The sequence below is a fragment of the Pacificimonas aurantium genome (genome assembly GCF_020092905.1).
Taxonomy (GTDB): domain Bacteria; phylum Pseudomonadota; class Alphaproteobacteria; order Sphingomonadales; family Sphingomonadaceae; genus Pacificimonas; species Pacificimonas aurantium.
On the sequence record NZ_JAGSGB010000001.1, the window covers coordinates 670,949 to 693,418 of the forward strand.

23 protein-coding genes, 1 tRNA gene and 1 pseudogene are annotated in these 22,470 nt (G+C 66.0%); 18 read left to right on the forward strand and 7 right to left on the reverse strand.

Translation table 11 applies throughout. The annotated features are described in order from the left end of the window. The 5 genes from KCN53_RS03365 (at position 1) to KCN53_RS03385 (ending at position 2,052) form a co-directional block, all read left to right on the forward strand. Positions 1-585: a Maf family protein gene (locus tag KCN53_RS03365; protein ID WP_088711442.1), complete on the forward strand. Its 585-nt coding sequence runs from the start codon at positions 1-3 to the stop codon at positions 583-585. After that, positions 578-1,519: an Rne/Rng family ribonuclease gene (locus KCN53_RS03370; protein ID WP_088711441.1), complete on the forward strand. Its 942-nt coding sequence runs from the start codon at positions 578-580 to the stop codon at positions 1,517-1,519. Before KCN53_RS03365 ends, KCN53_RS03370 begins: the two co-directional genes overlap by 8 nt. After that, positions 1,503-1,673: a DNA gyrase inhibitor YacG gene (gene yacG, locus KCN53_RS03375; RefSeq protein ID WP_088711440.1), complete on the forward strand. Its 171-nt coding sequence runs from the start codon at positions 1,503-1,505 to the stop codon at positions 1,671-1,673. The genes KCN53_RS03370 and yacG overlap by 17 nt, the downstream gene beginning before the upstream one ends. Positions 1,674-1,733: 60 nt before the next feature. Beyond that, positions 1,734-1,913, forward strand: coding sequence for a hypothetical protein (locus tag KCN53_RS03380; protein ID WP_224199325.1), 180 nt, complete (start codon positions 1,734-1,736; stop codon positions 1,911-1,913). Positions 1,914-1,976: 63 nt separating this feature from the next. Continuing rightward, a tRNA-Phe gene (locus KCN53_RS03385) sits at positions 1,977-2,052 on the forward strand. A 49-nt stretch (positions 2,053-2,101) separates the two neighbouring features. Here the strand turns inward: KCN53_RS03385 and KCN53_RS03390 are convergent. Beyond that, positions 2,102-3,286, reverse strand: coding sequence for an App1 family protein (locus KCN53_RS03390; RefSeq protein ID WP_088711439.1), 1,185 nt, complete (start codon positions 3,284-3,286; stop codon positions 2,102-2,104). Between the two features lie 107 nt (positions 3,287-3,393). Between KCN53_RS03390 and KCN53_RS03395 the strand changes: the two genes are divergently transcribed. Further along, a complete protein-coding gene (locus KCN53_RS03395) occupies positions 3,394-4,383 on the forward strand; it encodes an I78 family peptidase inhibitor (protein WP_172406161.1) in 990 nt (329 codons plus the stop codon). Between the two features lie 17 nt (positions 4,384-4,400). After that, positions 4,401-6,314, forward strand: coding sequence for a CocE/NonD family hydrolase (locus KCN53_RS03400; RefSeq protein WP_088711437.1), 1,914 nt, complete (start codon positions 4,401-4,403; stop codon positions 6,312-6,314). Here KCN53_RS03400 and cls read toward each other — a convergent pair. The 3 genes from cls to hslV form a co-directional block, all read right to left on the reverse strand. Further along, positions 6,311-7,756 (reverse strand): cardiolipin synthase, encoded by a 1,446-nt coding sequence (gene cls, locus KCN53_RS03405; protein WP_088711436.1) that lies wholly within the window; start codon positions 7,754-7,756, stop codon positions 6,311-6,313. The two genes, KCN53_RS03400 and cls, sit on opposite strands and share 4 nt — an antisense overlap. A 78-nt stretch (positions 7,757-7,834) precedes the next feature. Continuing rightward, positions 7,835-9,163 (reverse strand): ATP-dependent protease ATPase subunit HslU, encoded by a 1,329-nt coding sequence (gene hslU / locus KCN53_RS03410; protein WP_088711435.1) that lies wholly within the window; start codon positions 9,161-9,163, stop codon positions 7,835-7,837. Positions 9,164-9,168: 5 nt separating this feature from the next. Beyond that, positions 9,169-9,720 (reverse strand): ATP-dependent protease subunit HslV, encoded by a 552-nt coding sequence (hslV, locus tag KCN53_RS03415; protein ID WP_088711434.1) that lies wholly within the window; start codon positions 9,718-9,720, stop codon positions 9,169-9,171. A 119-nt stretch (positions 9,721-9,839) separates the two neighbouring features. Between hslV and KCN53_RS03420 the strand changes: the two genes are divergently transcribed. From KCN53_RS03420 to KCN53_RS03455, 8 genes are all read left to right on the forward strand, one after another. Continuing rightward, positions 9,840-11,129, forward strand: coding sequence for a PQQ-dependent sugar dehydrogenase (locus KCN53_RS03420; RefSeq protein ID WP_088711433.1), 1,290 nt, complete (start codon positions 9,840-9,842; stop codon positions 11,127-11,129). Positions 11,130-11,139: 10 nt separating this feature from the next. After that, positions 11,140-11,745 carry an imidazoleglycerol-phosphate dehydratase HisB gene (gene hisB, locus KCN53_RS03425; protein WP_088711432.1) on the forward strand — a complete coding sequence of 202 codons (606 nt, stop codon included), beginning with the start codon at positions 11,140-11,142 and terminating at the stop codon, positions 11,743-11,745. Between the two features lie 4 nt (positions 11,746-11,749). Further along, on the forward strand, positions 11,750-12,406 hold the full coding sequence (gene hisH, locus KCN53_RS03430; RefSeq protein WP_088711431.1) for an imidazole glycerol phosphate synthase subunit HisH: 657 nt from the start codon (positions 11,750-11,752) through the stop codon (positions 12,404-12,406). Between the two features lie 71 nt (positions 12,407-12,477). Beyond that, on the forward strand, positions 12,478-13,206 hold the full coding sequence (hisA, locus tag KCN53_RS03435) for a 1-(5-phosphoribosyl)-5-[(5-phosphoribosylamino)methylideneamino]imidazole-4-carboxamide isomerase (protein ID WP_088711430.1): 729 nt from the start codon (positions 12,478-12,480) through the stop codon (positions 13,204-13,206). Then, positions 13,206-13,985, forward strand: coding sequence for an imidazole glycerol phosphate synthase subunit HisF (gene hisF, locus KCN53_RS03440; protein WP_172406160.1), 780 nt, complete (start codon positions 13,206-13,208; stop codon positions 13,983-13,985). The genes hisA and hisF overlap by 1 nt, the downstream gene beginning before the upstream one ends. Continuing rightward, complete coding sequence (locus tag KCN53_RS03445; RefSeq protein WP_088711429.1) at positions 13,982-14,299, forward strand: phosphoribosyl-ATP diphosphatase; 318 nt, start codon at positions 13,982-13,984, stop codon at positions 14,297-14,299. Before hisF ends, KCN53_RS03445 begins: the two co-directional genes overlap by 4 nt. Positions 14,300-14,302: 3 nt before the next feature. Beyond that, positions 14,303-14,695, forward strand: a complete 393-nt coding sequence (locus tag KCN53_RS03450; protein ID WP_088711428.1) for a histidine triad nucleotide-binding protein — start codon at positions 14,303-14,305, stop codon at positions 14,693-14,695. A 119-nt stretch (positions 14,696-14,814) separates the two neighbouring features. Beyond that, the gene (locus KCN53_RS03455; protein WP_088711427.1) at positions 14,815-16,215 is read left to right on the forward strand and encodes a sodium-dependent transporter; all 1,401 of its coding nucleotides are present in this window, start codon (positions 14,815-14,817) and stop codon (positions 16,213-16,215) included. Positions 16,216-16,341: 126 nt separating this feature from the next. On the opposite strand, the pseudogene KCN53_RS03460 reads toward KCN53_RS03455, so the two are convergent. Beyond that, positions 16,342-17,326 (reverse strand): annotated as a pseudogene (locus tag KCN53_RS03460) (adenosine kinase). A 42-nt stretch (positions 17,327-17,368) separates the two neighbouring features. Then, positions 17,369-18,424, reverse strand: a complete 1,056-nt coding sequence (gene queG, locus KCN53_RS03465) for a tRNA epoxyqueuosine(34) reductase QueG (protein ID WP_088711425.1) — start codon at positions 18,422-18,424, stop codon at positions 17,369-17,371. 80 nt (positions 18,425-18,504) lie between these two features. Here queG and KCN53_RS03470 point away from each other — a divergent pair, with 80 nt between their 5' ends. Then, positions 18,505-19,452 (forward strand): ABC transporter ATP-binding protein, encoded by a 948-nt coding sequence (locus KCN53_RS03470; protein WP_224199327.1) that lies wholly within the window; start codon positions 18,505-18,507, stop codon positions 19,450-19,452. Beyond that, a complete protein-coding gene (locus tag KCN53_RS03475) occupies positions 19,449-20,948 on the forward strand; it encodes an ABC transporter permease (RefSeq protein ID WP_088711423.1) in 1,500 nt (499 codons plus the stop codon). Before KCN53_RS03470 ends, KCN53_RS03475 begins: the two co-directional genes overlap by 4 nt. 30 nt (positions 20,949-20,978) lie before the next feature. On the opposite strand, the gene KCN53_RS03480 is transcribed toward KCN53_RS03475, so the two are convergent. Continuing rightward, entirely contained in the window at positions 20,979-21,647 is a 669-nt protein-coding gene (locus KCN53_RS03480; protein WP_088711422.1) for a glutathione S-transferase family protein, read from the reverse strand. A 102-nt stretch (positions 21,648-21,749) separates the two neighbouring features. Between KCN53_RS03480 and KCN53_RS03485 the strand changes: the two genes are divergently transcribed. After that, entirely contained in the window at positions 21,750-22,436 is a 687-nt protein-coding gene (locus tag KCN53_RS03485) for a hypothetical protein (RefSeq protein ID WP_088711421.1), read from the forward strand. Positions 22,437-22,470: the final 34 nt, after the last annotated feature.

The window sequence follows — 22,470 nt, forward strand, 5'->3', positions numbered from 1 at the left end:
GTGACCGAGGTCGCGCAGCCGCCGCTTGTCCTGGCCTCGTCCAGCCCGCGGCGCCGCGACCTGCTTGCGCAGATCGGCATCTTGCCGGCGCGTACCCAGTCCCCAGACATCGACGAAACGCCCCGTCCGGCCGAGCCGCCGCGCGTCTATGCTGAGCGCATGGCACGGGAAAAGGCGCTCGCCGTGCCGCGTGAGGCCGGGGAGTGCCTGCTTGCGGGCGATACGACTGTGGCAGCGGGCCGGCGGATTTTCCCGCCCGCCGCGTCGGAAGAGGATGTGGCGCGGTTTCTCGAGCTATTGTCGGGGCGCCGCCACCGGGTCTTCGCCGCTGTCGCGCTCATCGACGCAGAGGGCGTGCTAAGGGCCCGGGTCGCCGAGAGCGTCGTGCGCTTCAAGCGCCTGCACCCGGACGAGATCGCAGCCTATGCCGCCAGCGGCGAGGGTATCGGCAAGGCAGCAGGTTATGCGATTCAGGGCCGCGCCGCAGGCCTGATCGCTTTCATGTCCGGCAGTTACAGCGGCGTCGTAGGTCTACCGCTGTTCGAAACGCGCGCGCTCCTGGAGACCGCGGGCCTCCATGTCTGATTGGATCGTCGAGGACGGCATCGGAGAGATCCGGGCCGCCCGGCTCGGCAAAGGCGGGATCGCGGAGGCCAGGATCGTCCGGGAAGGGCGCCTTCACGCCGGCCAGGTCGTGCGCGCGCGCCTGACGACGAAGCAGGGAAAACGCGGCCTCGCCGAGGCCGGTGGCGAGGTCCTTCAGCTCGATCCCTGGCCCGCCAGCGCCGCCGAAGGCGAAGAGCGGGACCTGGTCGTCACACGCGGCGCCATTCCGGAACGCGGGAGGCCGCGCGATGCCAAGGCGCGGCCGGCTATGGCGGCCGACGAGCCGCACCCTCCCGCACCAGAAGGGGCGAGGCCGGGTGACTTGTCGGACCATGGCTGGGAAGAGTTGATGGAGGAGGCGCGTTCAGGCGTCGTTGCCCGCCTGGGCTGTACCTTGTCGATCGTGCCCACCCCTGCGGGAACGACGATAGACATAGACGGCGACCTCGCGCCCCGCGAGCTGGCCAGCCGCGGGGCCGAGGCTGTTGCCGCCGCCATTCTCCGGCTCGATATCGGCGGCTCGATCCTCATCGACTTTCCCTCTCTCGAAGGGAAGGGCGACCGCACCCGCCTCGCCGCGATCTTCGACGATGCCTTCGACGCCGAGCATGAACGCACAGCGATCAACGGCTTCGGCCTGATGCAGGTCGTGCGGCCCCGCTTTCGCCCGTCGCTCCTTGAACTGGCGCAGAACCTGCCGGCGGAATCGCGCGCGCTCGACCTTCTGCGGCGCGCGGGGCGCGGCGCAGGAGCGGCGACTTCTCTCGAACTGAGGGCGGGAGAGGCTGTGACGGCCTGGCTCTCGGCGCGGCCACACCTCATCGAACGGCTCGAGGCGCGTCAGCATCTGCGCATTGCCTTGAAAGCCCACGGGTCCGACCCCTTATGGGCAGGCGATGTCCACGCCGTCTAAACCGCGCCCGCGCTGTCCGATCTGCAAGGCTCCCGCCTCGCCCGATCATCTCCCCTTCTGCTCGCAGCTCTGCAAGGACCGCGATCTCCTGAAATGGATGAACGAGGATTACCGCGCCCCGGTCGCGCCCGAGGAAGAGCCGCCCCGCGATTGAGCCGCGCTCTAGCCATGCTGGTTATCGGAACGAGCGTGCACAGGCTTGCATTGACCGGGTATGACCAGGCCCGATCCCACGCCCCCACATAAAGACAATGCCGAGCAAGGAGCGGCACATGATGCGCGCGATGTGCGGGGTGCTGAGATCATCCTCCGCAGCCGGCGGCGGCGTGTGATTTTCGTCGCCGGGCTTGCCGCCATTCTGCTGCTCGGCCTGATTCTGCGCTTTGCGGCGTAGCTGGCGCTGGACAAGCCTGCGCGCCGCCCTTATGTCCCGCGCTTCGCCAGCTTCCGAGCGTGTGCCCAGGTAGCTCAGTTGGTAGAGCATGCGACTGAAAATCGCAGTGTCGGCAGTTCGATTCTGTCCCTGGGCACCATTTCCCTGCTCCAGAAAAACGGGCTCAGCCCAGCCCGCCGCCTGAGCGGTCAGGGAGTGTTCTTCGTTTTTTCGGGAACCGCGGCTTTCGCCGCAGCGCTGTCGGGGCCGAAGCCGAGTTGCTCGACCATTGCCAGTGCATCGCCGAAGCCTTCGCCGCAATAGACGGGGATGTCCCGGTCCTCGATCCCCGCAAGCAGCTTCCCGTTTTCGCCGTCGCGGCAGGTGCCGGAAACGTCCCGGATGAAAACGCCGGCGACATTGTCCGGGAAGTCCGCCGCCACCTTGGCGTACACTTCGACGTCGCGCTGGCCATTGTCGCCGATCAGGAGGAAACGAAAGCCTGGGTAGAAGGCGAGGATCGTCTCGATCGCGTCCACCTTGTGCGTGCGATGCCCTCCGGCGATGAATTTCGTCCGATCGATCCCATAGTCCTTCAGGAACATCGGCCCGTGCGGGATATCGTTCAGTTCCATGAATTCGGTGAGGAAGCCGTAGAGGTTCCACGGGCTGGAAGAGACATAGAAAACTGGTCGGCGGGGCGCCTCATGGTCCACCACCAGCATGCGGTAGAGTTTCGAGGCACCCGGTACCGCCAGACGGTCGGACGGCTGGTGGACGAGCACGCGCTTCCAGTTCTTCAGGAAATTCGTAGCCCCGGTTTCGACGATGGTATCGTCGATATCGGAGATGATACCGAGCCGTGTATCGGTTCCCGGAGCGAGGACCGGCGCCGCCACCCGCTCGCGGTGGGAAAGTCGGCCCGGCGTCGACAGGGTGACCTCTTCCCAGGTGGTGCGTCGGGGTAAATCATGTGCGCCGATGGGAATGGAGAACCGAAAATAGCCCTCGTCGTCGCTCTCGGTCTCATGGACGCCGCCGAACCCCTCCATGCGCACAGGAACGCGGGGCACCTCGTCGCTTTCGTAGATGGCCAGCATCGCGCGCAGGCGGGGCAGCGTCCCTGTCCCCGGGTCGAGCGACTCGCGAAAGCGCACGATGCGTCCCGAAAGGCGCAGCTCTTCGGCGCTACGGTAACCGGCATAGGTCAGCAGCCGTAGCTTGTCCTGCGCATCGCCGCCGCCGCGGTAGCGCAGCCGGTCGAGGCCCCGTTCCGCCGCCGCCAGTCCGCGGTGAAAGATCCGGAAAAAGGGGCTCTCGGGCAGGTCCATCGCAGGCAGTCTCCGCTTGTTCAGTTCGAATCCGTCATGCGCCGAACGCGGCGGCTTCGCCATTCGATGCGCGTGAGCTAGAAGGATGCGGCATAATCGTAAGCAAGACGGGGAGCGACACGATGCTCAGAATGGCAGTGACAGGCGCTTTGATGATGGCGATGCCTGCAATGGCCGAGCCCCTGGGGCTGGACGAAGCCGAAGCCATTGTCGCGCGCACCGATCGCAGCGACCGGGATCAGGCGATGGACGAGGACCGTAAGCCGGCGCGCGCACTTGCCTTCATGCAGCTCGAGCCGGGAGACCGCGTGCTCGATATGTTTGCGGGCGGCGGCTACTATTCCGAACTCATTGCCCGCGCTGTCGCACCCGAGGGCTTCGTCCTGGCGCACAATCCTGCGAGTTTTCGCATGCGCGACCGGATGGAGGAGGCCGGTGCGGCGCGCGGCTACAGTTCCGGCAGGCTACCTAACGTCGCCGCCTTCTACCGTGACTTCAACCGCCTAAGGCTTGCCCCGGCGAGCCTGGACGCCGTGCTGTTTCACCTGGTCTATCACGACCTTTACGTCACCAGCGCCGACTACGGCCTGCCCCATACCCAGCCGCAGGATGTGCTTGCGCAGCTCAACATCGCCCTGCGGCCGGGGGGAACGGTGACCGTCATCGACCATGTCGGTGCCGACGGCGATACCCGGCAGATCGCGTATGACATCCACCGGATCGCGCCGGAGCGGGTGGTCGAGGACTTCCGGAAAGCCGGATTCGCCCTCGTCGCACGCGAGCGTTTTCACGATAATTCCGATGACGAGCCCGGCATCAATGTCTTCGACGACTCCGTACGCGGCGAGACGGATCGTTTCGCGTTGCGGTTCGCGCGCGCGGGCGATCCCAATGTCGCCGATATCGGTGAGGAGAACGGCCCGGCCTCCTCTCCGGACGTAACGGACCAGGCCCACCCCTGCGGCGCAGAAAAGGTCGCCGACCTGCTCGGGCGCCCGCTACGCGCCGACCTTCGTGAAAGGATTCTGGCACGCAGCGGCGCGGCGACCCTCCGCGCTTATGAAGAGGGGGCGCCTGTCACGATGGACTACCGTCCCGACCGGTTGAATATCGTTACGGAGGCCGGCACGAATGACGTATTGGAGCTGAAGTGCGGCTGACCTGAAAGACTGGTCCAATGCGCTTTCCTGCCCGATCCGGCGGCCCGCCGCCCACCGCTCTCGTTTCCCTGGCGCTTGGCGCAGCCCTTCTCGCTGCGTGCACGACGCGAGATGCCGAGGCACCGCCGCAGCCGGCTGCCTTCTCCCCACCCGCAGATGCCCTCGTGGAGGAACATGTGCAGGTGGCCATGCGCGACGGCGCCCGTCTCGACACTGACATCTACGTGCCGTTCGGCGGCGAGCGCCCGGTTCCAGCCATTCTGATCCGCACGCCGTACAACACAGAGGTTGGCGGTCGCCGCTCGGCCTTCTTCAACCGCCTGCTCGAGGACGGCTACGCGCTCGTGGAACAGCATGAGCGCGGACGCTATTTTTCGGAAGGCGAGTTCACCATGCTCCCGCGCCCGGCGGAAGATGGCTGGGACACACTCGACTGGATTGCCGAACAGTCCTGGTCGGACGGGCAGGTGGTGACGCTCGGCTGCTCTTCATCGGCGGAAAACCAGCTCAAGCTGGCCGCGGCGGGCCATCCCGCCCACAAGGCAATGATCGCCATGTCGGCCGGCGTTGGCGTCGCGGAAGCGGGCCCGTTTCGCGAACAGGGCAATTTCTGGCGCGGCGGCGTCTGGCAGCAGGGCTGGTTCAACTATTTCTACGGTTCGATGAAGCAGCCCTGGCCGAACTTTCCGGCGGGGCTGTCGGACGAAGAGCGGCAGATCCTGCTGTCGAATTTCGAGGTCGACCTGGTGCGCGACGAGGACGCTTCGGAAAAATTCGTCGCCACGCGAATGCACCTTCCGATGGTGGATATCATGACGGAGATGGGCGCCACCGACAATGAGATCGACGACTATCTGGCACGGGGTCCGTCTCACCCGGCATGGGCGGCGAACCGCGTCACGAATTCCGACGTGATCCGCGTTCCGGGACTTTGGGCCGAAGCGATCTACGACATTTCCGCCCGCTCGACCGTGGCCTGGTTCGACCGCAATCTTGCAGAGCTTTCGCCCGCAGCGCGCAACAACCAGCATATGCGCATCACCCAGGGCGGTCATTGCAGCTTCGGCCGCGAGACCGAGGCGGCGAGCATCGGCGACTTGCAGCTTGGCGATGCCCGCTATCCCTATGAGGCGGAGCTCCGGTCTTGGATCCACCGTTGGACCGGCAAGGGGAATGACGGGCTGTGGGACGATGTGCCCGCCTACCGCGCTTATCTGGCCGACGGCGACTGGGCGGGCCGGGCCGACATGCCCACGGGCGGCGGGACCTTATGGCGGCTTGGCCCCGACGGCATGATGGCGAGCGCGGAGACGCAGGCCGGCCAACTCAGCTACCGCTACGATCCGGCCGACCCTGTCATCAGCCGCGGCGGCGAGATTGGCGGGGTGGGGGACGACCAGGTCGACGGCAGTTTCGACCAGCGCCCCGAGGCGGCGCGCCAGGACGTTCTCGTCTTCACCTCGCCGGAATTTAGGGCGCCGCGGGACCTGCTTGGCTTTGCCAGGGTAAAGCTATCCGTGGCGTCCGATCGTCCCGACACGGATTTCACCGTGAAGATCATCGACGTCTTTCCCGATGGCGGCGCCTTTCTCGTCGGCGATACGATTCTCCGCATGCGCTATCGGGAAGGTATGGACCGTGAAGTTCCGATGCAGGCCGGGCAGCGCTACGATGTCGAGTTGCCGCCCATTCTGCTGTCGCGGCGTATCGAGACGGGACACAGACTGCGGGTCCATGTCAGCTCCAGCAATTTTCCGAACTATGCGCGCAGCCTCAACAGCATGGGGGATCCCTACACCTCGACCGATGCGGCGGTGGCGACCAACACGGTCTATTTCGGGGGGAATGCCGTCAGCTCGATCGAGCTTCCCACGAGCGAAGGGCTGATCGACTATGTTCAGCCCGTGGTTGCCGGTTCGGCGGGCCGTTAGAGCAGCGGGCCCACGAGCCGCGCCATATTCTGCAGCAGCTTTTCCGGCAGCGGCCGGTTGCGCCATGCTTCCGCATCGCACTGCCGGCTGACGGCCCGGTAGCCCTCCTCCACCTCTTGCAGCCGGGCGTTCAGCCGTTCGTCATACCCGACCATGACGACCTCCGAATTGAGTTCGAACGAGCGCATGTCGATATTGCTGGATCCGATCAGGGTCAGCGTATCGTCAATGCTGACATGCTTGGCGTGGAGGAATTCCCGTTCGTAGAGGTGGATGCGGACGCCCGCTTCCAGCAGTCCGCCGAAATAGGAGCCTTGAGCGAAATCGACGAGCCTGCTGTCGGTTTCTGCGCTGACAATCAGGTTCACATCGACGCCGCGCTGGGCCGTCGCGCGAAGGGCCATGACGAGCGGGTCCGAAGGTATGAAATAGGGCGTCACCAGGGTGGCGCGCCGCCGTGCATGGTACAGCAGCGCCGAGAACAGCATGTCGATGCTCGTATGGGGATAGTCCGGGCCGCTCGGTACGATTTGCACGGCCATGTCCGCGTCCTGCCGCGCGGGTAGCGGAAAGAACCCGGCGCCGTTCGGGATGTCGCCGGTTTCCAGGAAATAATCGCCGAGGAAGACGAGCTGCAAATGGGCGGCGGCGGGTCCCTCGATCCGCGCCATCAGTTCCTTGTTCGGCTGTGCGCCGCTCTTCGCGCGAATGATATTCTGCGATCCCGTCCAGCCGATCCGGCCATCGATCACGGCGACTTTCCGGTGATTGCGCATGTCGGCGCGGGTCCAGCGCTTCCAGAAGCGCAGCGGCAGCATTGCGCGCACTTCCACGCCGGAGCCTCGCAACCGCGCCTCCACCTCGTCTGCCGACCGCAGCGAGCCCACGGCGTCGTACATCAGGCGGCAGGTGACACCGCGTCCGGCCGCCCGGCGCAGCGCCTCGATGACCTGCTCGCCGGTATCGTCGGCCGCGAAGATGTAGAACATCAGGTGGACGTGATCGCGGGCGCGGTCGATGTCGTCGCACAGGCGGGCGATCATCCGGTCATAATCGCCCTCCACCTCCACCTCGTTGCCGTCATAGGCGGGAAGCTCGCCGATGGCGTCCGCGATACGGCTGATGGGCAGGTCGCGTTCGGCGATGTCGGCGCGGCAGGCGCGCAGCTCGTCGCTTGTATCCGCGGTCAGCTTCTCCAGCACACTGCGAAGCTGCTTCACGCGCTCGCGGCGCTCCTTCGGATGCCGCGCCCGCCCGATCAGGAAGTAGAGTACCGCGGCGGGGATCGGCAGCACGAAGAACAGCAGCAGCCAGCCGCGCGCGGCATCGGCGCTGCGCCGGTAAGGCACATTGATCAGCGCGGCGATCCGGATCGCCCAGTTCACCGTCGTAAGGAGAACGGCGCCCCATTCCGACAGAAGGCCGCCCAGGTCGCTAAGCATAGCCGACGCTTAGATGGCGCCGTCGCTGCACGAAAGCCCCGGGCGGCTGGTGTGGGGGCGGACCCCGGGGCTATCGCGTCAAAGCACGTATTTCGACAGGTCCTGGTCCTTGACGATCTCGTCGAGCTGTTCGTCGACATAGGCGGCGTCGATTGTCACTGTGTCGCCGCCGCGTTCGGAGGCTTCGAAGCTGATCTTCTCGACAAGCTTTTCCAGCAGGGTCTGCAAACGCCGCGCGCCGATATTCTCGACACCGGAATTCACCTCTGCAGCCAGCTTGGCGATCCGGTCGATCGCCTCCTCGGTGAAGTCGAGCGTGACATTCTCGGTTCCGATCAGAGCGCGGTACTGAGTGATCAGGCTGGCTTCGGTGTCCTTCAGGATGTGACGGAAATCCTCTTCCGTCAGGCCCTTCAGTTCGACGCGGATGGGGAGGCGTCCCTGCAGTTCGGGCAGGAGGTCCGACGGCTTTGCGACATGAAAGGCGCCGGAGGCGATGAACAGGATATGGTCGGTCTTCACCGCACCATGCTTGGTGGTCACGGTCGTGCCCTCGATCAGGGGCAGCAGGTCGCGCTGGACCCCCTCGCGGCTGACCGAGCCGCCGCGAACATCCGAAACGGCGATCTTGTCGATCTCATCCAGGAAGACGATGCCGTTCTGCTCGGCTGCCTCGATGGCCTCGCGGGCGATTTCCTCATCGTCGAGGCGGCGGTCGGACTCTTCCGCCAGCAGCGCATCGAAGGCCTGCGCCACGCTCAGCTTCCGGCGCTTGGTTTGCTTCCCCATCTTGCCGAACATGCTGCCGATATCGATCGTGGCGATCTGGCCGGACATGCCCGGCATTTCGAACGGCATTTGCGGCGCCGCCTCGACTTCGATCTCGATCTTCTTGTCGCTCAGTTCACCCGCGATCAGCTTTTCGCGCATGCGCTCGCGTGTGGCCGATGAGGCGTCCTTGCCCGCGAGGGCGTCGATCAGCCGGTCTTCGGCGTCGCGCTCGGCCTCGGACTTCACCGCCTTGCGCTTCTGCTCGCGCACCAAGCGGATCGCTTCTTCGACAAGGTCGCGCACGATCTGCTCGACGTCTCGGCCGACATAGCCGACCTCGGTGAACTTGGTCGCCTCGATCTTGATGAAGGGGGCCTCCGCCAGCTTCGCGAGGCGGCGGCTGATCTCGGTCTTGCCGCAGCCGGTCGGCCCGATCATCAGGATGTTCTTCGGACTTACTTCCTCGCGCAGTCCGGCAGGGAGCTGCTGGCGCCGCCAGCGATTGCGCAGTGCGACCGCAACGGCGCGCTTGGCGTCGTCCTGGCCGACGATATAGCGGTCGAGCTCGGCGACGACGGCGCGCGGGGTCAGGCCTTCGATGGCATGATCGGCGACGATGGGGGTTTCTGAATTCATAGGGCTCAAGCGGCCTCCAGACTTTCGACCGTCAGATTTTCATTGGTGTAGACGCAGACTTCGGCGGCGATCGCCATGCCGCGGCGGGCAACGTCTTCCGCGTCCAGCTCCGTGGCGTCCATCAGAGCGCGCGCGGCGGACAGGGCGTAATTGCCGCCCGAGCCGATGGCTGCAACGTCATGGGTGGGTTCCAGCACATCGCCGGTGCCGGTGAGGACAAGCGTTACGTCCTTGTCCGCCACGATCATCATGGCTTCCAGCCGCCGCAGATAGCGGTCGGTGCGCCAGTCCTTGGCGAGCTCCACACAGGCGCGTTTCAACTGGCCCGGAAAGCGCTCGAGCTTCGACTCCAGTCGCTCGAACAGCGTGAAGGCGTCCGCAGTCGCGCCGGCGAAGCCGCCGATGACGCTGCCGTCGCCCAGCGGTCTCACCTTCTTCGCATTTCCCTTCATGACCGTCTGGCCCATCGAGACCTGGCCGTCGCCGGCGATGACGACCTTGCCGCCGCGCCGGACCGACAGGATCGTCGTACCGTGCATCACTGGAGTTTCGGACATTTCACCTCATGGATGTTCGCGCCGGAGTGGCGGCAGGTTGGCGGCGGATATAGGTAGCGCAGCGCTGCGCTTCAAAGGACGGGCCCGCATCGCTGGTCCGCAGCCAAGGGGGAGATCATATGCGCCGACTGATTTCATGTTTCGCTGGTCTGCTTGCACTGACGGCGTGCGGCGAAAGCGCAGAGCTGCCGGTAACGCAGGGCATGGGGACCGACCCTGCCCTGCCCGAGCCGACAGAGACGGTGTTTCCGACGGTCAACACGGCCGACGCCGTGGGCTGGGGAGACGGTGAGGCGCCGCGGGCTGCGCCCGGCCTGACCGTCAGTGCTTTCGCGTCGGACCTCGATCACCCGCGCTGGCTCTACCGTTTGCCGAATGGCGATGTGCTTGTGGCGGAGTCGAACAAGCCGCCAAAGGGGCAGGGCGGTGGGCTGATGGCCTGGATCGAGGAAAAGGTGATGGCAAGCGCGGGTGCCGGCGCGGAGACCGCGAACCGCATCACGCTTCTGCGCGATTCCGACCGCGACGGGCAGGTGGACGAGCGGCACGTTTTCGCAACGGCCGACAACGGTCTGGCGTCGCCCTTTGGTATGGCTCTCGTCGCGGGCGATTTCTACGTCGCCAACTATGCCGGCCTTCTGCGCTTCCCTTACGAGGACGGCGCGACGAGCCTGCGGGGCGAGGGCGAGCTCGTTGCCGAATTCCCCGACCGCGGCGAGAAGGCGGGGCACTGGACTCGCAACCTCCTTGCCAGCCCGGACGGGCGGAAACTCTATGTCAGCGTCGGTTCGGTTTCGAATGTCGGCGAAAGCGGCCTCGGGGTGGAGGAAGGGCGCGCGGCCATTCATGAATTCGACGTCGAGACCGGCGAGATGCGCCTGTTCGCGACGGGACTACGCAATCCGGTCGGGATGGACTGGAACCCGGCAACGGGGGAGCTCTGGACGGCGGTGAACGAGCGCGATGCGCTCGGCTCCGACCTCGTGCCGGACTATATGACCAGCGTGGAGGAGGGCGGCTTCTACGGCTGGCCGTGGCTCTATTATGGCAACGTTGCCGATGACCGGGCACCTGGAACGCCTCCGCGCGAGACCGCCATCAAGCCGGACTATGCGCTCGGCCCGCACACCGCCTCGCTCGGCCTCGCCTTCACGTCCTCCGGCAGCGGCGCCATCGTCGGACAGCACGGATCCTGGAACCGCAAGCCGCCCTCGGGCTACATGGTCGTCTACGTTCCGTTCGAAGACGGTGAACCGGCGGGCCTGCCGCAGGTGCTCCTGGACGGCTTCCTCGTTGGCGGCGAGGCGAAGGGCCGTCCGGTGGGGGTCGCCTTCGACGCGACCGGCGCACTGCTCGTTGCGGACGACGCGGGCAACCGGGTCTGGCGCGTCGCCCCCGAGGGGCGCTAAGGCCCTGTCTATGAGCTTATTTGCCAGCAGCCGAACGGCCACCGTCCGACGCGACACGAAGGAAACGAAGATCGCCATCGATCTCGATCTCGACGGCACGGGCGCCTATGAGATTTCGACCGGCATCGGCTTTTTCGACCATATGCTTGAGCAGCTGTCGCGCCACTCGCTGGTGGACCTGAAGCTGACGACCAAGGGCGACCTTCACATCGACCAGCATCACACGGTCGAGGATACGGGCCTTGCACTGGGGGAGGCGCTGAAGGTGGCGCTTGGCGACAAGCGCGGCATTCGCCGCTACGGCCAGGCCTATGCGCCCATGGACGAAACGCTGACCCGCTGCGCGCTCGACATTTCCGGCCGGCCCTACACGGTCTACCGGGTCGAAATTCCGCACGGGCATCTGGGGCAGATGGATACCGAGCTGTTCCCCCACTTCTTCGAAAGTCTGGCCCAGACGGCCGGTCTGACCCTGCATCTCGAGACGCTCTACGGCGAAAACTCGCACCACATCATCGAATCGGCGTTCAAGGCATTTGCGCGCGCGCTTCGCATGGGGCTTGAGATCGATGCGCGGAACGCCGGGGCGGTCCCCAGTACAAAGGGTACGCTCTGACGTCATGGCACAGCGCATCGCCGTCATCGACTATGGCGCGGGCAATCTCAGGTCGGTGGCGAAGGGTCTCGAAACCGCCGCGTGCGACGCTGCGACCGCTACCAATGTCCATGTCACCGCCGCGCCGGAGGACGTCGCCGCCGCCGACCGCATCGTACTTCCCGGCGTGGGCGCCTTCGGCCACTGCGCCGCGGCCCTGAAGTCCGTTCCGGGCATGACCGAGGCCCTGACGCACGCGGTCCTCGAAAAGGACCGCCCCTTCCTCGGTATCTGCGTCGGCATGCAGCTTCTTGCCGACCGGGGCTTGGAACGCGGCGCGCATGCCGGACTCGGCTGGATTTCGGGCGAGGTGGCGCATCTCGAGCCCCGCGATCGCGCCCTCAAGATTCCGCATATGGGCTGGAGCCCGATCCTTCACACCGACGCGGGACGCGCGCATCCGCTCGTCGGCGCACTGCATGATGGCGGCGAGGCCTATTTCGTCCATTCCTATGCCTTTGCGGCGGCGCGGCCCGACCATGTGCTGGCGACGTGCGACTATGGCGGCGACGTGACGGCGATCATCGGACGGGACAATATCCTCGGTACGCAGTTCCATCCCGAGAAGAGTCAGGCCTACGGACTGCGCTTCCTGCGGGCGTTTCTCGACTGGACGCTCTAGTCCGCCGAGCCTAGGTCCGGACGGGCGGCCCACGCCGCGAGCCCCGAAAAGCCGACATCCGAAGGGACGCCATGCCGTTCACCGTTTATCCCGCCATCGACGTGAAGGACCGCCAGATCGTGCGCCTGTCCGAAGGCGAGATGGCCAGTGCCACCGTCTATGGCGACGACCCTGCGGAGCAGGCGGCCATGTTCGGCAAGGCCGGTGCGGAATGGCTTCACATCGTCGATCTGAACGGCGCCGTGGAGGGCAAGTCCAAGAACCGCGAAGTCATCGAGGAATCGATCAACTCCTTTCCGGGACGTGTTCAGGTCGGCGGCGGCGTCCGCAGCCGCTCGGCAATCATGAACTGGATCGAGGCGGGTGCGAAGCGGGTCGTCCTCGGCACGGCGGCCCTGAAGGACCCGGACCTGGTGAAATCGGCCGCCGCCGACTTGCCCGGACAGATCGTCGTCGCCGTCGATGCGCGCGGCGGCTTCGTCACTACCGAAGGATGGGCCGAGACGTCCGACATGCCCGTCGTCGACCTGGCCAGGCGCTTCGAGGATGCCGGCGTCGCGGCGCTTCTCTTCACCGATGTGGGCCGCGACGGTCTGCTTTCCGGCGTGAATATCGAAGCGACGAAGGACCTTGCCGAAGCGGTCGAGCTACCGGTCATCGCCTCCGGCGGCGTTGCCGGCATGGACGATATCCGCGCGCTGAAGAAGGCATCGGGCAGTGGCATCAGCGGCGTGATCGTCGGCCGCGCCATCTATACCGGCCGTCTGAAGCTGAAGCAGGCGCTCGCCGCCACCACCTGATGGCCGCCGTCCGCATCATTCCCTGTCTCGACATGGCCGCCGGCCGCGTCGTCAAGGGCGTCAATTTCGTGTCTCTGCGTGATGCCGGCGACCCGGTCGAGGTGGCCAAGGCCTATGATGCACAAGGTGCGGACGAGATCTGCTTTCTCGATATTGCCGCCACGCACGAGAATCGCGGCACCCTTCTCGACGTCGTGCGCCGCACGGCCGACCAGTGCTTCGTGCCGCTTACCGTCGGCGGCGGTGTCCGCGCGGCCGAGGATGCGCGCGCGTTGCTTCTGGCCGGGGCGGACAAGGTGGCCGTCAATTCGGCCGCGGTCAGGCGTCCCGAACTGATCGGCGAGCTGGCGGAGAGCTTCGGCTCGCAATGTGTGGTTGCAGCGATCGATGCCAAGCGCGTTTCCCCCGGGGCGTGGGAGATCTTCACTCATGGCGGGCGCGAGCCGACCGGCGTCGATGCGCTTGCCCATGCGCGCCGCTGTGTCGCCGAGGGCGCCGGCGAGATTCTGCTGACCTCGATGGACCGCGACGGCACCAAGGACGGCTTCGACCTGGACCTGACGCGCACGATTGCCGATGCCGTTGCCGTGCCCGTCATCGCCTCGGGCGGTGTCGGCCATGCCGGCCACCTCGTCGAGGGGGTCGTCGAGGGGCACGCAAGCGCGGTCCTCGCCGCCTCCATCTTTCATTTCGGCGAAGTCAGTCTGGCCGAAGCACGAGCCGCCATGGCGGCGGCGGGGATCGCGGTCCGCAGGATCGAGGAGGAGGAACTGGCATGACCGACATTCTTGGACGCCTGGCGACCATCGTGGCGAGCCGCGCGGACGCGGCCGCCGGGGAAAGCCACACGGCAGCCCTGTTGCAGAAGGGGCGCGGGAAGATCGCTCAGAAAGTCGGCGAGGAAGCGGTCGAGACCGTCATCGCCGCAGTTGCGGAAGACCGCGCCGCCCTGATCGGCGAAAGCGCCGACCTTCTCTACCATCTTTCCGTTCTCTGGTTCGATGCCGGGCTTACGCCCGGCGACATTGACGCGGAGCTGGCGCGGCGGGAAGGCATGAGCGGCATAGAGGAAAAACGGTCGAGGGAGGACTGAGCCATGGAAGCGGTCGACGCACGCGGACCCTATGACGACGAAAATATCTTCGCGAAGATTCTTCGCGGCGAGATTCCGTCGACGAAGGTATATGAGGATGAGTGGTCCTATGCCTTCGAGGACATCAATCCGCAGGCCCCTACCCATGTGCTTGTCATTCCCAAGGGCAAGTACCGCTCATGGGTCGACTTTACCGAGAGCGCCTCGGCCGAGGAGATTGCCGGCTTCATCCGGGCGGTCGGCGCGGTGGCGCGCGAACTGGGGCTGGAGGACGATGGCTACCGGTTGCTCGTCAATGCCGGCAAGAACGCCCATCAGATGGTGCCGCATCTTCACGTACATGTGTTCGCCGGTCGTCCGCTCGGCCCCATGCTGGCGGGCGGTGCGAACGGTTGATTGTAGTGAACGCAACCAACTTTTCGCGGAACTCTTTCGAATTTTCCCGGCGGCCCTTCATTTGACGTGCAATTGATGTAATCAGTTCGCTTTGCCGCGTAGGGATGGGGGGCAAGTAAATGGTAGCCACGCAATCGTCGCGGGAGGGCTGGTCCAGCCGTTCCGCCTTCATTCTTGCAGCCGTCGGGTCGGCGGTCGGGCTCGGCAACCTCTGGCGGTTCCCCGCCGAGGCCGGCACGAATGGCGGCGGCGCCTTCGTGATCTTCTACATCCTGTGCGTCGTCCTGATCGGCCTTCCCAGTCTATTGTCCGAAGTGCTTATCGGGCGTCACGGGCAGGGCTCCGCGTCCGAAAGCGTCGTGCGGGTCGCCCGCGATTCCGGCGCCAGCGAGAAATGGGTCGTCATCGGCGACATAGGCATGCTCGTCGCTTTCCTCATCCTCAGCTTCTACAGCGTGCTGGGCGGCTGGGTTCTGAACTATATCGGCGTCTTCGCCGGCGACCTGGTTACCAGCCCTTTCCTGGGGGGCGCCTTCCAGAGCTGGAGCGACAGCGAGATCGAGGGCCTGCTTCCGGCCCTGCTCGAAGACCCGGTCAAGCTTGTGGCGCTGCACGCTGTTTTCATGGCGATCACCATCTTCTTCGTGGCCCGCGGCGTCACCAAGGGGATCGAATTCGTCGCCACCTTCATGATGCCGGCCTTCTTCCTGCTGTTTCTGGCCATTACGATCTACGGCGCGTTTACCGGCGCCTTTGCGGAAACGCTCGACTTCCTGTTCACGTTCGAGCCGGAGAAGCTGACGGGCTCCGTCATGCTGGCCGGCCTTGGCCAGGCCTTCTTCTCACTGTCCCTCGGCTCCGCGATCATGATCACCTACGGTGCCTATGCGGACCGGACGACGAACCTCGCATCGACCTCGGCGATTATCGCGGGCGCGGATACGTCGGTGGCCCTGATCGCCGGCCTGTGCATCTTCCCGATCGTCTTTGCTGCCGGCTTCGACGTCGCGGCGGGTCCGACCCTCATGTTCCAGACGCTGCCGGCGGCCTTCAGCGCGATCCCGGTCGGCAGCCTCGTCGGCCTGCTGTTCTTTGTCATGGTCTTCTTCGCCGCTCTGACGAGTTCGGTTGCCCTGCTCGAGGCGCCCGTGGTCTGGGGCGTGGATCGCTTCGGTTGGCAGCGTCAGTCGACCGCCATCGGTATCGGTCTGGCCATCTTCATCCTCGGAACGCTGGCGGCGCTCAGCTTCAACGTCCTCGCCGACTGGCATCCGCTGGGCGGTATGTCGCTATTCGCGAACCAGGGCTTCTTCGATGTGCTCGATACCTTCACGGCGAAGGTCCTGCTGCCCGTGGCCGCGCTCCTGACGGCGATCTTTACTGGCTGGAAGATCGACAAGCGGCTCGTGCGCGCGGAAAGCGGTCTTCCGGACGGCCTGCACAAGGTGTGGATGTTCCTGATCGCCTATGTCTGTCCGGTCGCGCTTGCCGGTATCTTCATCGTCGGCATCGTGAGCTAGCACCGCAACCCCGGGTGGCGACATTCATATCGTCGATCCGGGTCCGGACTGGTCGAACCAGGTCGCGGCGAAGCGAGAGCTTCGCGCTGAGCGCCTGAGGGCGGGAAACCGGCTGGCTGGCGCTTTTTAGAGCAGCTTCGCGGCGAGCGCCTTCAGGTCCGTCTGGGGCCGCGCGCCGAAGTGCGAGATGACCTCGCCGGCCGCGACGGTTCCGAGAACTGCGCAGTCGCGCAGGGGACGGTCATCCTGGATACCTGCCAGAAAGCCTGCGGCAAACAGGTCGCCTGCACCCGTGGTATCGACGATGCGGCCGGTCAGCTGCGCCGGAACCTCGATATAGTCGTCCTTCGTCAGCACGACGGCGCCCTTTTCGCTGCGGGTCACGACCGAAATCTCGCAGGCGCCGCGCTGCGCGGTTGCAGCCGCGTCGAAATCGTCCGTTTTGTGGAGGGCCTTCAATTCCGCTTCATTGGCAAACAGGAGATCGACCTCCGCCGGAGGCCAGCTCGCGAAAGTCGTCATGATGCCGTTCGACGCAGAATGTATCGGACAGGGTGAAGGAGACGCGGCGTCCGGCTGCGCGTGCGGTGTCGCGCGCTTTGACCATTGCGGCGCGCGCGTCGGGCGCATCCCAAAGATAGCCTTCCAGATAGGTAAGCGGAGCGGCGGCCACGGCGTCATAGTCTACATCGGCTTCGGACAGTTCGGCGCTGGTGCCGAGGAAGGTGCTCATCGTACGCTGTGCGTCGGGCGTTACGCAGATCAGGCAGCGTGCCGTCGGCAGACCGGAAGAGGAGGGCGGGGTAGTGAAGGTGACGCCGGCGCTGCGGATATCGTGGCCGAAGACTTCGCCGAGCTGATCCTCGGCAACGCGGCCGATGAAATGGACCGCACCGCCGAGGGCTGCGATGCCGGCGGCGGTGTTCGCTCCGGACCCTCCCGAACTTTCCTGTCCCGGACCCATCTTGCGATAGAGTGACGTGGCTTCATCCGCATCGATCAGCCGCATGGAGCCCTTTACGAGATCCTGCTCCTCCAGGAAGGCGTCGTCGGCCTTCGAGATGACGTCGACGATGGCGTTGCCGATACAGATGAGGGGCGCGTCGCTCATGGAGGTCTCCGGGAATGGGTAGCTAGGAAAGATGAGCCGGGCCTAGGCGGCGGCTGCCTGCCTGTCGAGTTCAGCGAGCGCCCACTGGGCCGCCTCCCTGACGACCTCGCTGCCGTCCTCGACCAGCGGCGCCAGCGCGGCTCTGGCTGCCGGGTCGCCGCTATTGCCCAGCGCGATCGCGACGTTGCGCACAAACCGCTCCCGTCCCACGCGCTTCACCGGCGAGCCCGAGAACAGCTCGCGAAAGGCGTCGTCGTCCAGCCGCGCGAGGTCGGCGAGGTCCGGATCGTCCAGTCCTCGGCGCGGGTGGAAGCGCAGGTCGCGCGACGTTTCGGCGAACTTGTTCCAGGGGCAGACCGCAAGGCAGTCGTCGCAGCCGTAAATGCGGTTTCCCATCGCGCGGCGAAACTCCTCCGGAATCGGGCCGGAATGTTCGATGGTCAGGTAGGACAGGCAGCGCCGCGCATCGAGCCGGTAGGGCTCAGGGAACGCAGCTGTCGGGCAGGCCTCCTGACAGCGGCGGCATGAGCCGCAGCGATCGCCGTGCGGCTCGTCGGGCGGCAGCTCCAGAGTCGTGTAGATGGCGCCCAGGAACAGCCATGAGCCCTCGCTGGTCGATACGAGATTGGTATGCTTGCCCTGCCAGCCGATCCCGGCCGCTTCCGCCAGTGGTTTTTCCATGACCGGGGCGGTGTCGACGAACACCTTCACTTCGGCGTCCGGTCGCTCGGCGACGATCCAGCGCGCCACGCGCTTCAGCGCCTTCTTGACGATGTTGTGATAGTCCGCCCCATGTGCGTAGACCGACACCGCGCCGGTCCCTCGTTGGGCATGATGGCGCAGCGGGTCGACCGGGGGCGCATAGCTCATCCCCAATATGACGACGCTGCGGCAGTCCGGCCATAAATCCTGCGGCGAGCGCCTGCGGTCTGCCTTCTCGACCATCCACGCCATGTCACCGTGCATGCCCTCTGCAAGCCAGCGGTCGAGCCGCGGACCTGCGCGCGGAGTCGCGTCGGCGCGGCAGATACCGAGCGAGGCAAAGCCCGCCGCCTCGGCCTGCTGTCGCAAATCGTGCAAGAGTTTGTTATCGCCCACCGCCTACATGTAGCGTCCCCAATGCGGCATGCTACCGCCGGATGCCCGGCAGGCGCGAATCCCGAAAGGACAAGTGGCGAGTGCAGTACGCGATCGAGGCGCGCTCCTTGCAAAAACGGTTCGGCGACAAGCTGGCCGTGCGCGATATCGATCTAGTCGCGCGCGAAGGAGAAATTCTCGGCTTCCTGGGCCAGAATGGTGCCGGCAAGACCACGACGATCCGCATGATCCTCGGGATTCTCTCGCCCGACGCGGGGCAGTGCGAGGTCCTGGGGAGCCGTCGCCCCCTCGAGATCGCCCATCGCATCGGCTATCTGCCCGAAGAGCGCGGCCTCTATCCTGCCATGACGACGCGGGACACGATCGCCTTCATGGGCGCGCTGCGCGGACTGCCGCTTGCAGACGGTCGCCGCCGCGCTGCCGAACTGCTCGAGCGCTACCAGTTGGGCGCCGAGGTCGATGCGAAAATTCGCACATTGTCGAAGGGAATGGCGCAGAAAGTGCAGCTCCTCGGCAGCTTCGTGCACGAACCCGACCTTATTATCCTCGATGAGCCGTTTTCGGGACTCGACCCCGTCAACCAGCAGGCGCTGGAGGATATCATTTCCGTACAGCGGCAGCGCGGTGCGACCATCCTTTTTTCGACGCACATCATGGGTCATGCGGAGCGCCTGTGCGACCGGCTCGTGGTGATCGCCGGTGGTCAGACGCGGTTCACGGGCTCCGTTGCCGAAGCGCGCGGCGTGCTGCCTGCGGTGGGCGCGCTGCTGGCGGAGCGCCCGGTCCCGGCCGGCCTGCTTCCGGGCGACGCCTACCGCGCGGAGGGCGGCGAGTGGCGCTTCTCGGTACCCGATGACGGCGTCGACCGGCTGCTGCGCGCGCTTCTCGACGCCGATGTGGGCATCCGCGACTTTTCCGTCGAGCGCCCGACGCTGCACGATGCTTTCGTGGCCATGGTCGGTGATCCCGAAGCGGAAGACGCTCGTCGTGATGCGGCGGTGGACGCACCGGCAGGCGAGGTCCTATGAGGCCGCCAGGTTTCCTGCGGGCGGTTGCCGTCATAGCCCGGCGCGACGTTGGCGCGACCGTCATGTCCCGCGGATTTCTCGTCTGGCTCGCGACGCCCATCATTGCGCTCGGCTTCGGTCTTCTCATCGGCCTTCTGACCGGCGATGACCCCGAGCCTGCCGGGCCTTCGAACATCGCCGTGATCGACGCCGGCGGCGACTTCGCCGACTGGATCGAGGAAACCGCCCGGCTGGAACGGACGCGCCGACGCTACGACATCCTGCGCGGACGGTTCCAGTCGATCCGGGCAGAGGACGAGCTTCCCGCCCGCCTGGAAACGCCCGCCGCCCTTCTCACCACGTCCCAGCTGCGCGCACTGGGATCCGGAGATCTCGAACGCATCGAGAGCGAGCATGAACTCGGCGCGGGCGAGGCCGCACGGGCCCTCGGGCTGGACCGGCGGGAGCCCGCGCTGACGGTGGTGCCCGCCGAGGGTGATCCGGCCGGGCAGGCGAAGCGTCTGATGGACCCGGCAGCGGGCCGGTTCGGGGCGGTCCTGCTCGCCCGCGAGGACGGCCTCACCATCTACCGCGCAAGCGACGCCACGCGAATCGAACGCGTCAGGGTGCTGGCTAACCGGGCCTGGGAACGCCGTGCGGCCGACCGGCTTGGCCTGAGCGCGCAATTGGATGAGTTGCAGCGCTCCGCTCCCGTCATGTCGGTGGAAACGCTTGCGGCCGTGGCAGAAAGTGGCGGACCCGCGCCCGCTGCACCACGCGACCGCGCCGCAGAGGCCCTGGGCACAGGCGCGACCATGATCCTGTTCATGCTCATCTCGCTGCTTGCGGGCGCGCTTCTTTCCAACATGGTGGAAGAGAAGGGCAACAAGGTGATCGAAATCCTCGTCGCCTCGGTGCCGATTCCCGCCATCTTTGCGGGTAAGCTGATCGCGATGGTGATCGTCTCGCTGATCGGCATTGCGGTGTGGGGCGTCATTTTCGGCGGCGGCGCGGCGCTGCTCCTCGGCCAGCTTCCGGCCGGCATCATTCCGGACCCGGCGCGCGGCTGGCCGGAATTTGCCGCACTGGTCCTTGGTTATTTCATCTGCGCCTATCTGATCTTCGGCGCGATCTTTCTTGGGATCGGCAGTCTCTGCTCCTCGATTCGCGAGGTTCAGACCCTCTCCATGCCGGTGACGATCCTGCAGATGGTCGTCCTCGTCGTCACGCTTCAGGCGATCTCCGCCGATCCGGGTCCGTTTCGCGCGATTGCAAGCTGGTTCCCGCTGTCGGCCCCATACATGATGGCAGCGCGAGCGGCCGAGGGCACGGCCCTGCTTCCTCACCTGTTCGCCTATGCGTGGCTGCTGCTGTTCGCAGGCGGCGTGATCTTCGTCGCCGCGCGCCTGTTCCGCTACGGCGTTCTTCGCTCGGGTCCGCCGCCCAGCCTGAAGGACCTCGGTATGAGCATGCGCGTGTGGCTGCGGGGCGACGTGCCGCGGAAAGTGGATAGCTAGCTGAGGCGGCCGCACCGCCCGCCGATACGGTCAGAAGTCCAGCTTGTCGTAGTGCGGCGGCGGGACCAGGCCCTCCATCCGGTCGGGAAGCAGGCGGCGGACTGACGGCCGCGACTTCACGGCGGAATACCATTGTTTCGTATCGGGATAGCCCGAGAATCCCAGGCCGCCGAGATAGTCCGCGACAGAGAGCTGCGCGAAGGCGGCGACATCCGCCAGGCTGAAGGTTGCGCCGGCGAGCCAGCGGCGTTCGCCGAGCAGTGCCTCGATCCGGTCAAGATGGAGGGCGACCGCCTGCGATGCGGCGCGCAGGGTCCGCGCCTCGGGCGGCTGGCGCAGCACCACGCGCTTGTACATGCGCTCGAGCAGCAGCGGGTTCGTCGCTTCGGCGTAACATTTCTCGTCGAACCAGGCGGTCAGACGGCGAACTTCAGCGCGGGCCGCCGAGCCGGAGCCCAGAAGCGGTGCCTTCTCGACCGTTTCCTCGAAATATTCGCAGATCGCCTGGCTATGAACGAGCGGTCCCGGTTTCTCGCCTGCGAGCACCGGGGTCTGGCCGGCCTGGTTCAGGCCCAGCAGACGGTCGCTACGTGCCCAAGGATATTCCAGCTCCAGCGCGAAATCGACATTCTTCTCGGCGAGCGCGATGCGCACCTTACGGCTGAACGGACAGAGGGGGAACTGGTAGAGGGTCCACATTTGGCGCGGACATTAGCCATGTCGCCGGGCCGGACAAAAGCGAAAAGGGGGGCACACCGGCGCGGTCGGCAACAGGTGCACGTTCCGAGGCGTTGTTGCCGCATGATTCTCACGCTTCCATACCGGAATGTCCCCGCCCCACGGTTGGGGCTCTTCCTTCTGCCGACCCTGATTGTCGGCCTTGCCGCGTGCGGGAATGCGCCGGGTGAGGAGCGCGGCGATGCTGCTGCCGGGGACCCGGCTGTCTCGCCCCCGCCTGTCACCGCGCCGCCCGTGTCTGACCTGGAGGCGGAAGATGGCCGCGCGGGCCCGCCCAACCCCGCCGAGGGCTTCGTCGATCCGGTCGACCCGCCGCTCGAGCGCGATTTGCCGGGGCCATCGGGTGGAGAAACGAACGGCGGCGATGGCTCGTCGATCGTTCTTCAGCCGCTCGGAGCAGCGGATATCGAGCGGATCGCCCCGGCCGGTGAGCTTGCCTGCAGCTTTGCTACCGAGAAAGGCGAGGCGCCGCTTCTGCTCGCGCGGGCGGACGTCACGCCTGACGGCGCCGTATCGGCGGCCTACAAGATGGGCGGGACTCCCTACCCGGCCATGCAGGGACGGGCAGGGGGCTTCTCCGACCTCAGTGACGGCATATCGCTTGCCGCGCGCGGCCTGGCGCTGCGCATCGAGCCCACCGGCGCCGACCGGGCGGAGCATGAAGGCAGTGTCCGCCCGGCCACCCTGACGGTGCTGCGCGGCGACGGCGGCGAGCGCACCTATACCGGTTTCTTTACCTGCGGCCCCTGACGCGCAGGGCAGGGGTTCCGGCGGGCTGACAGCT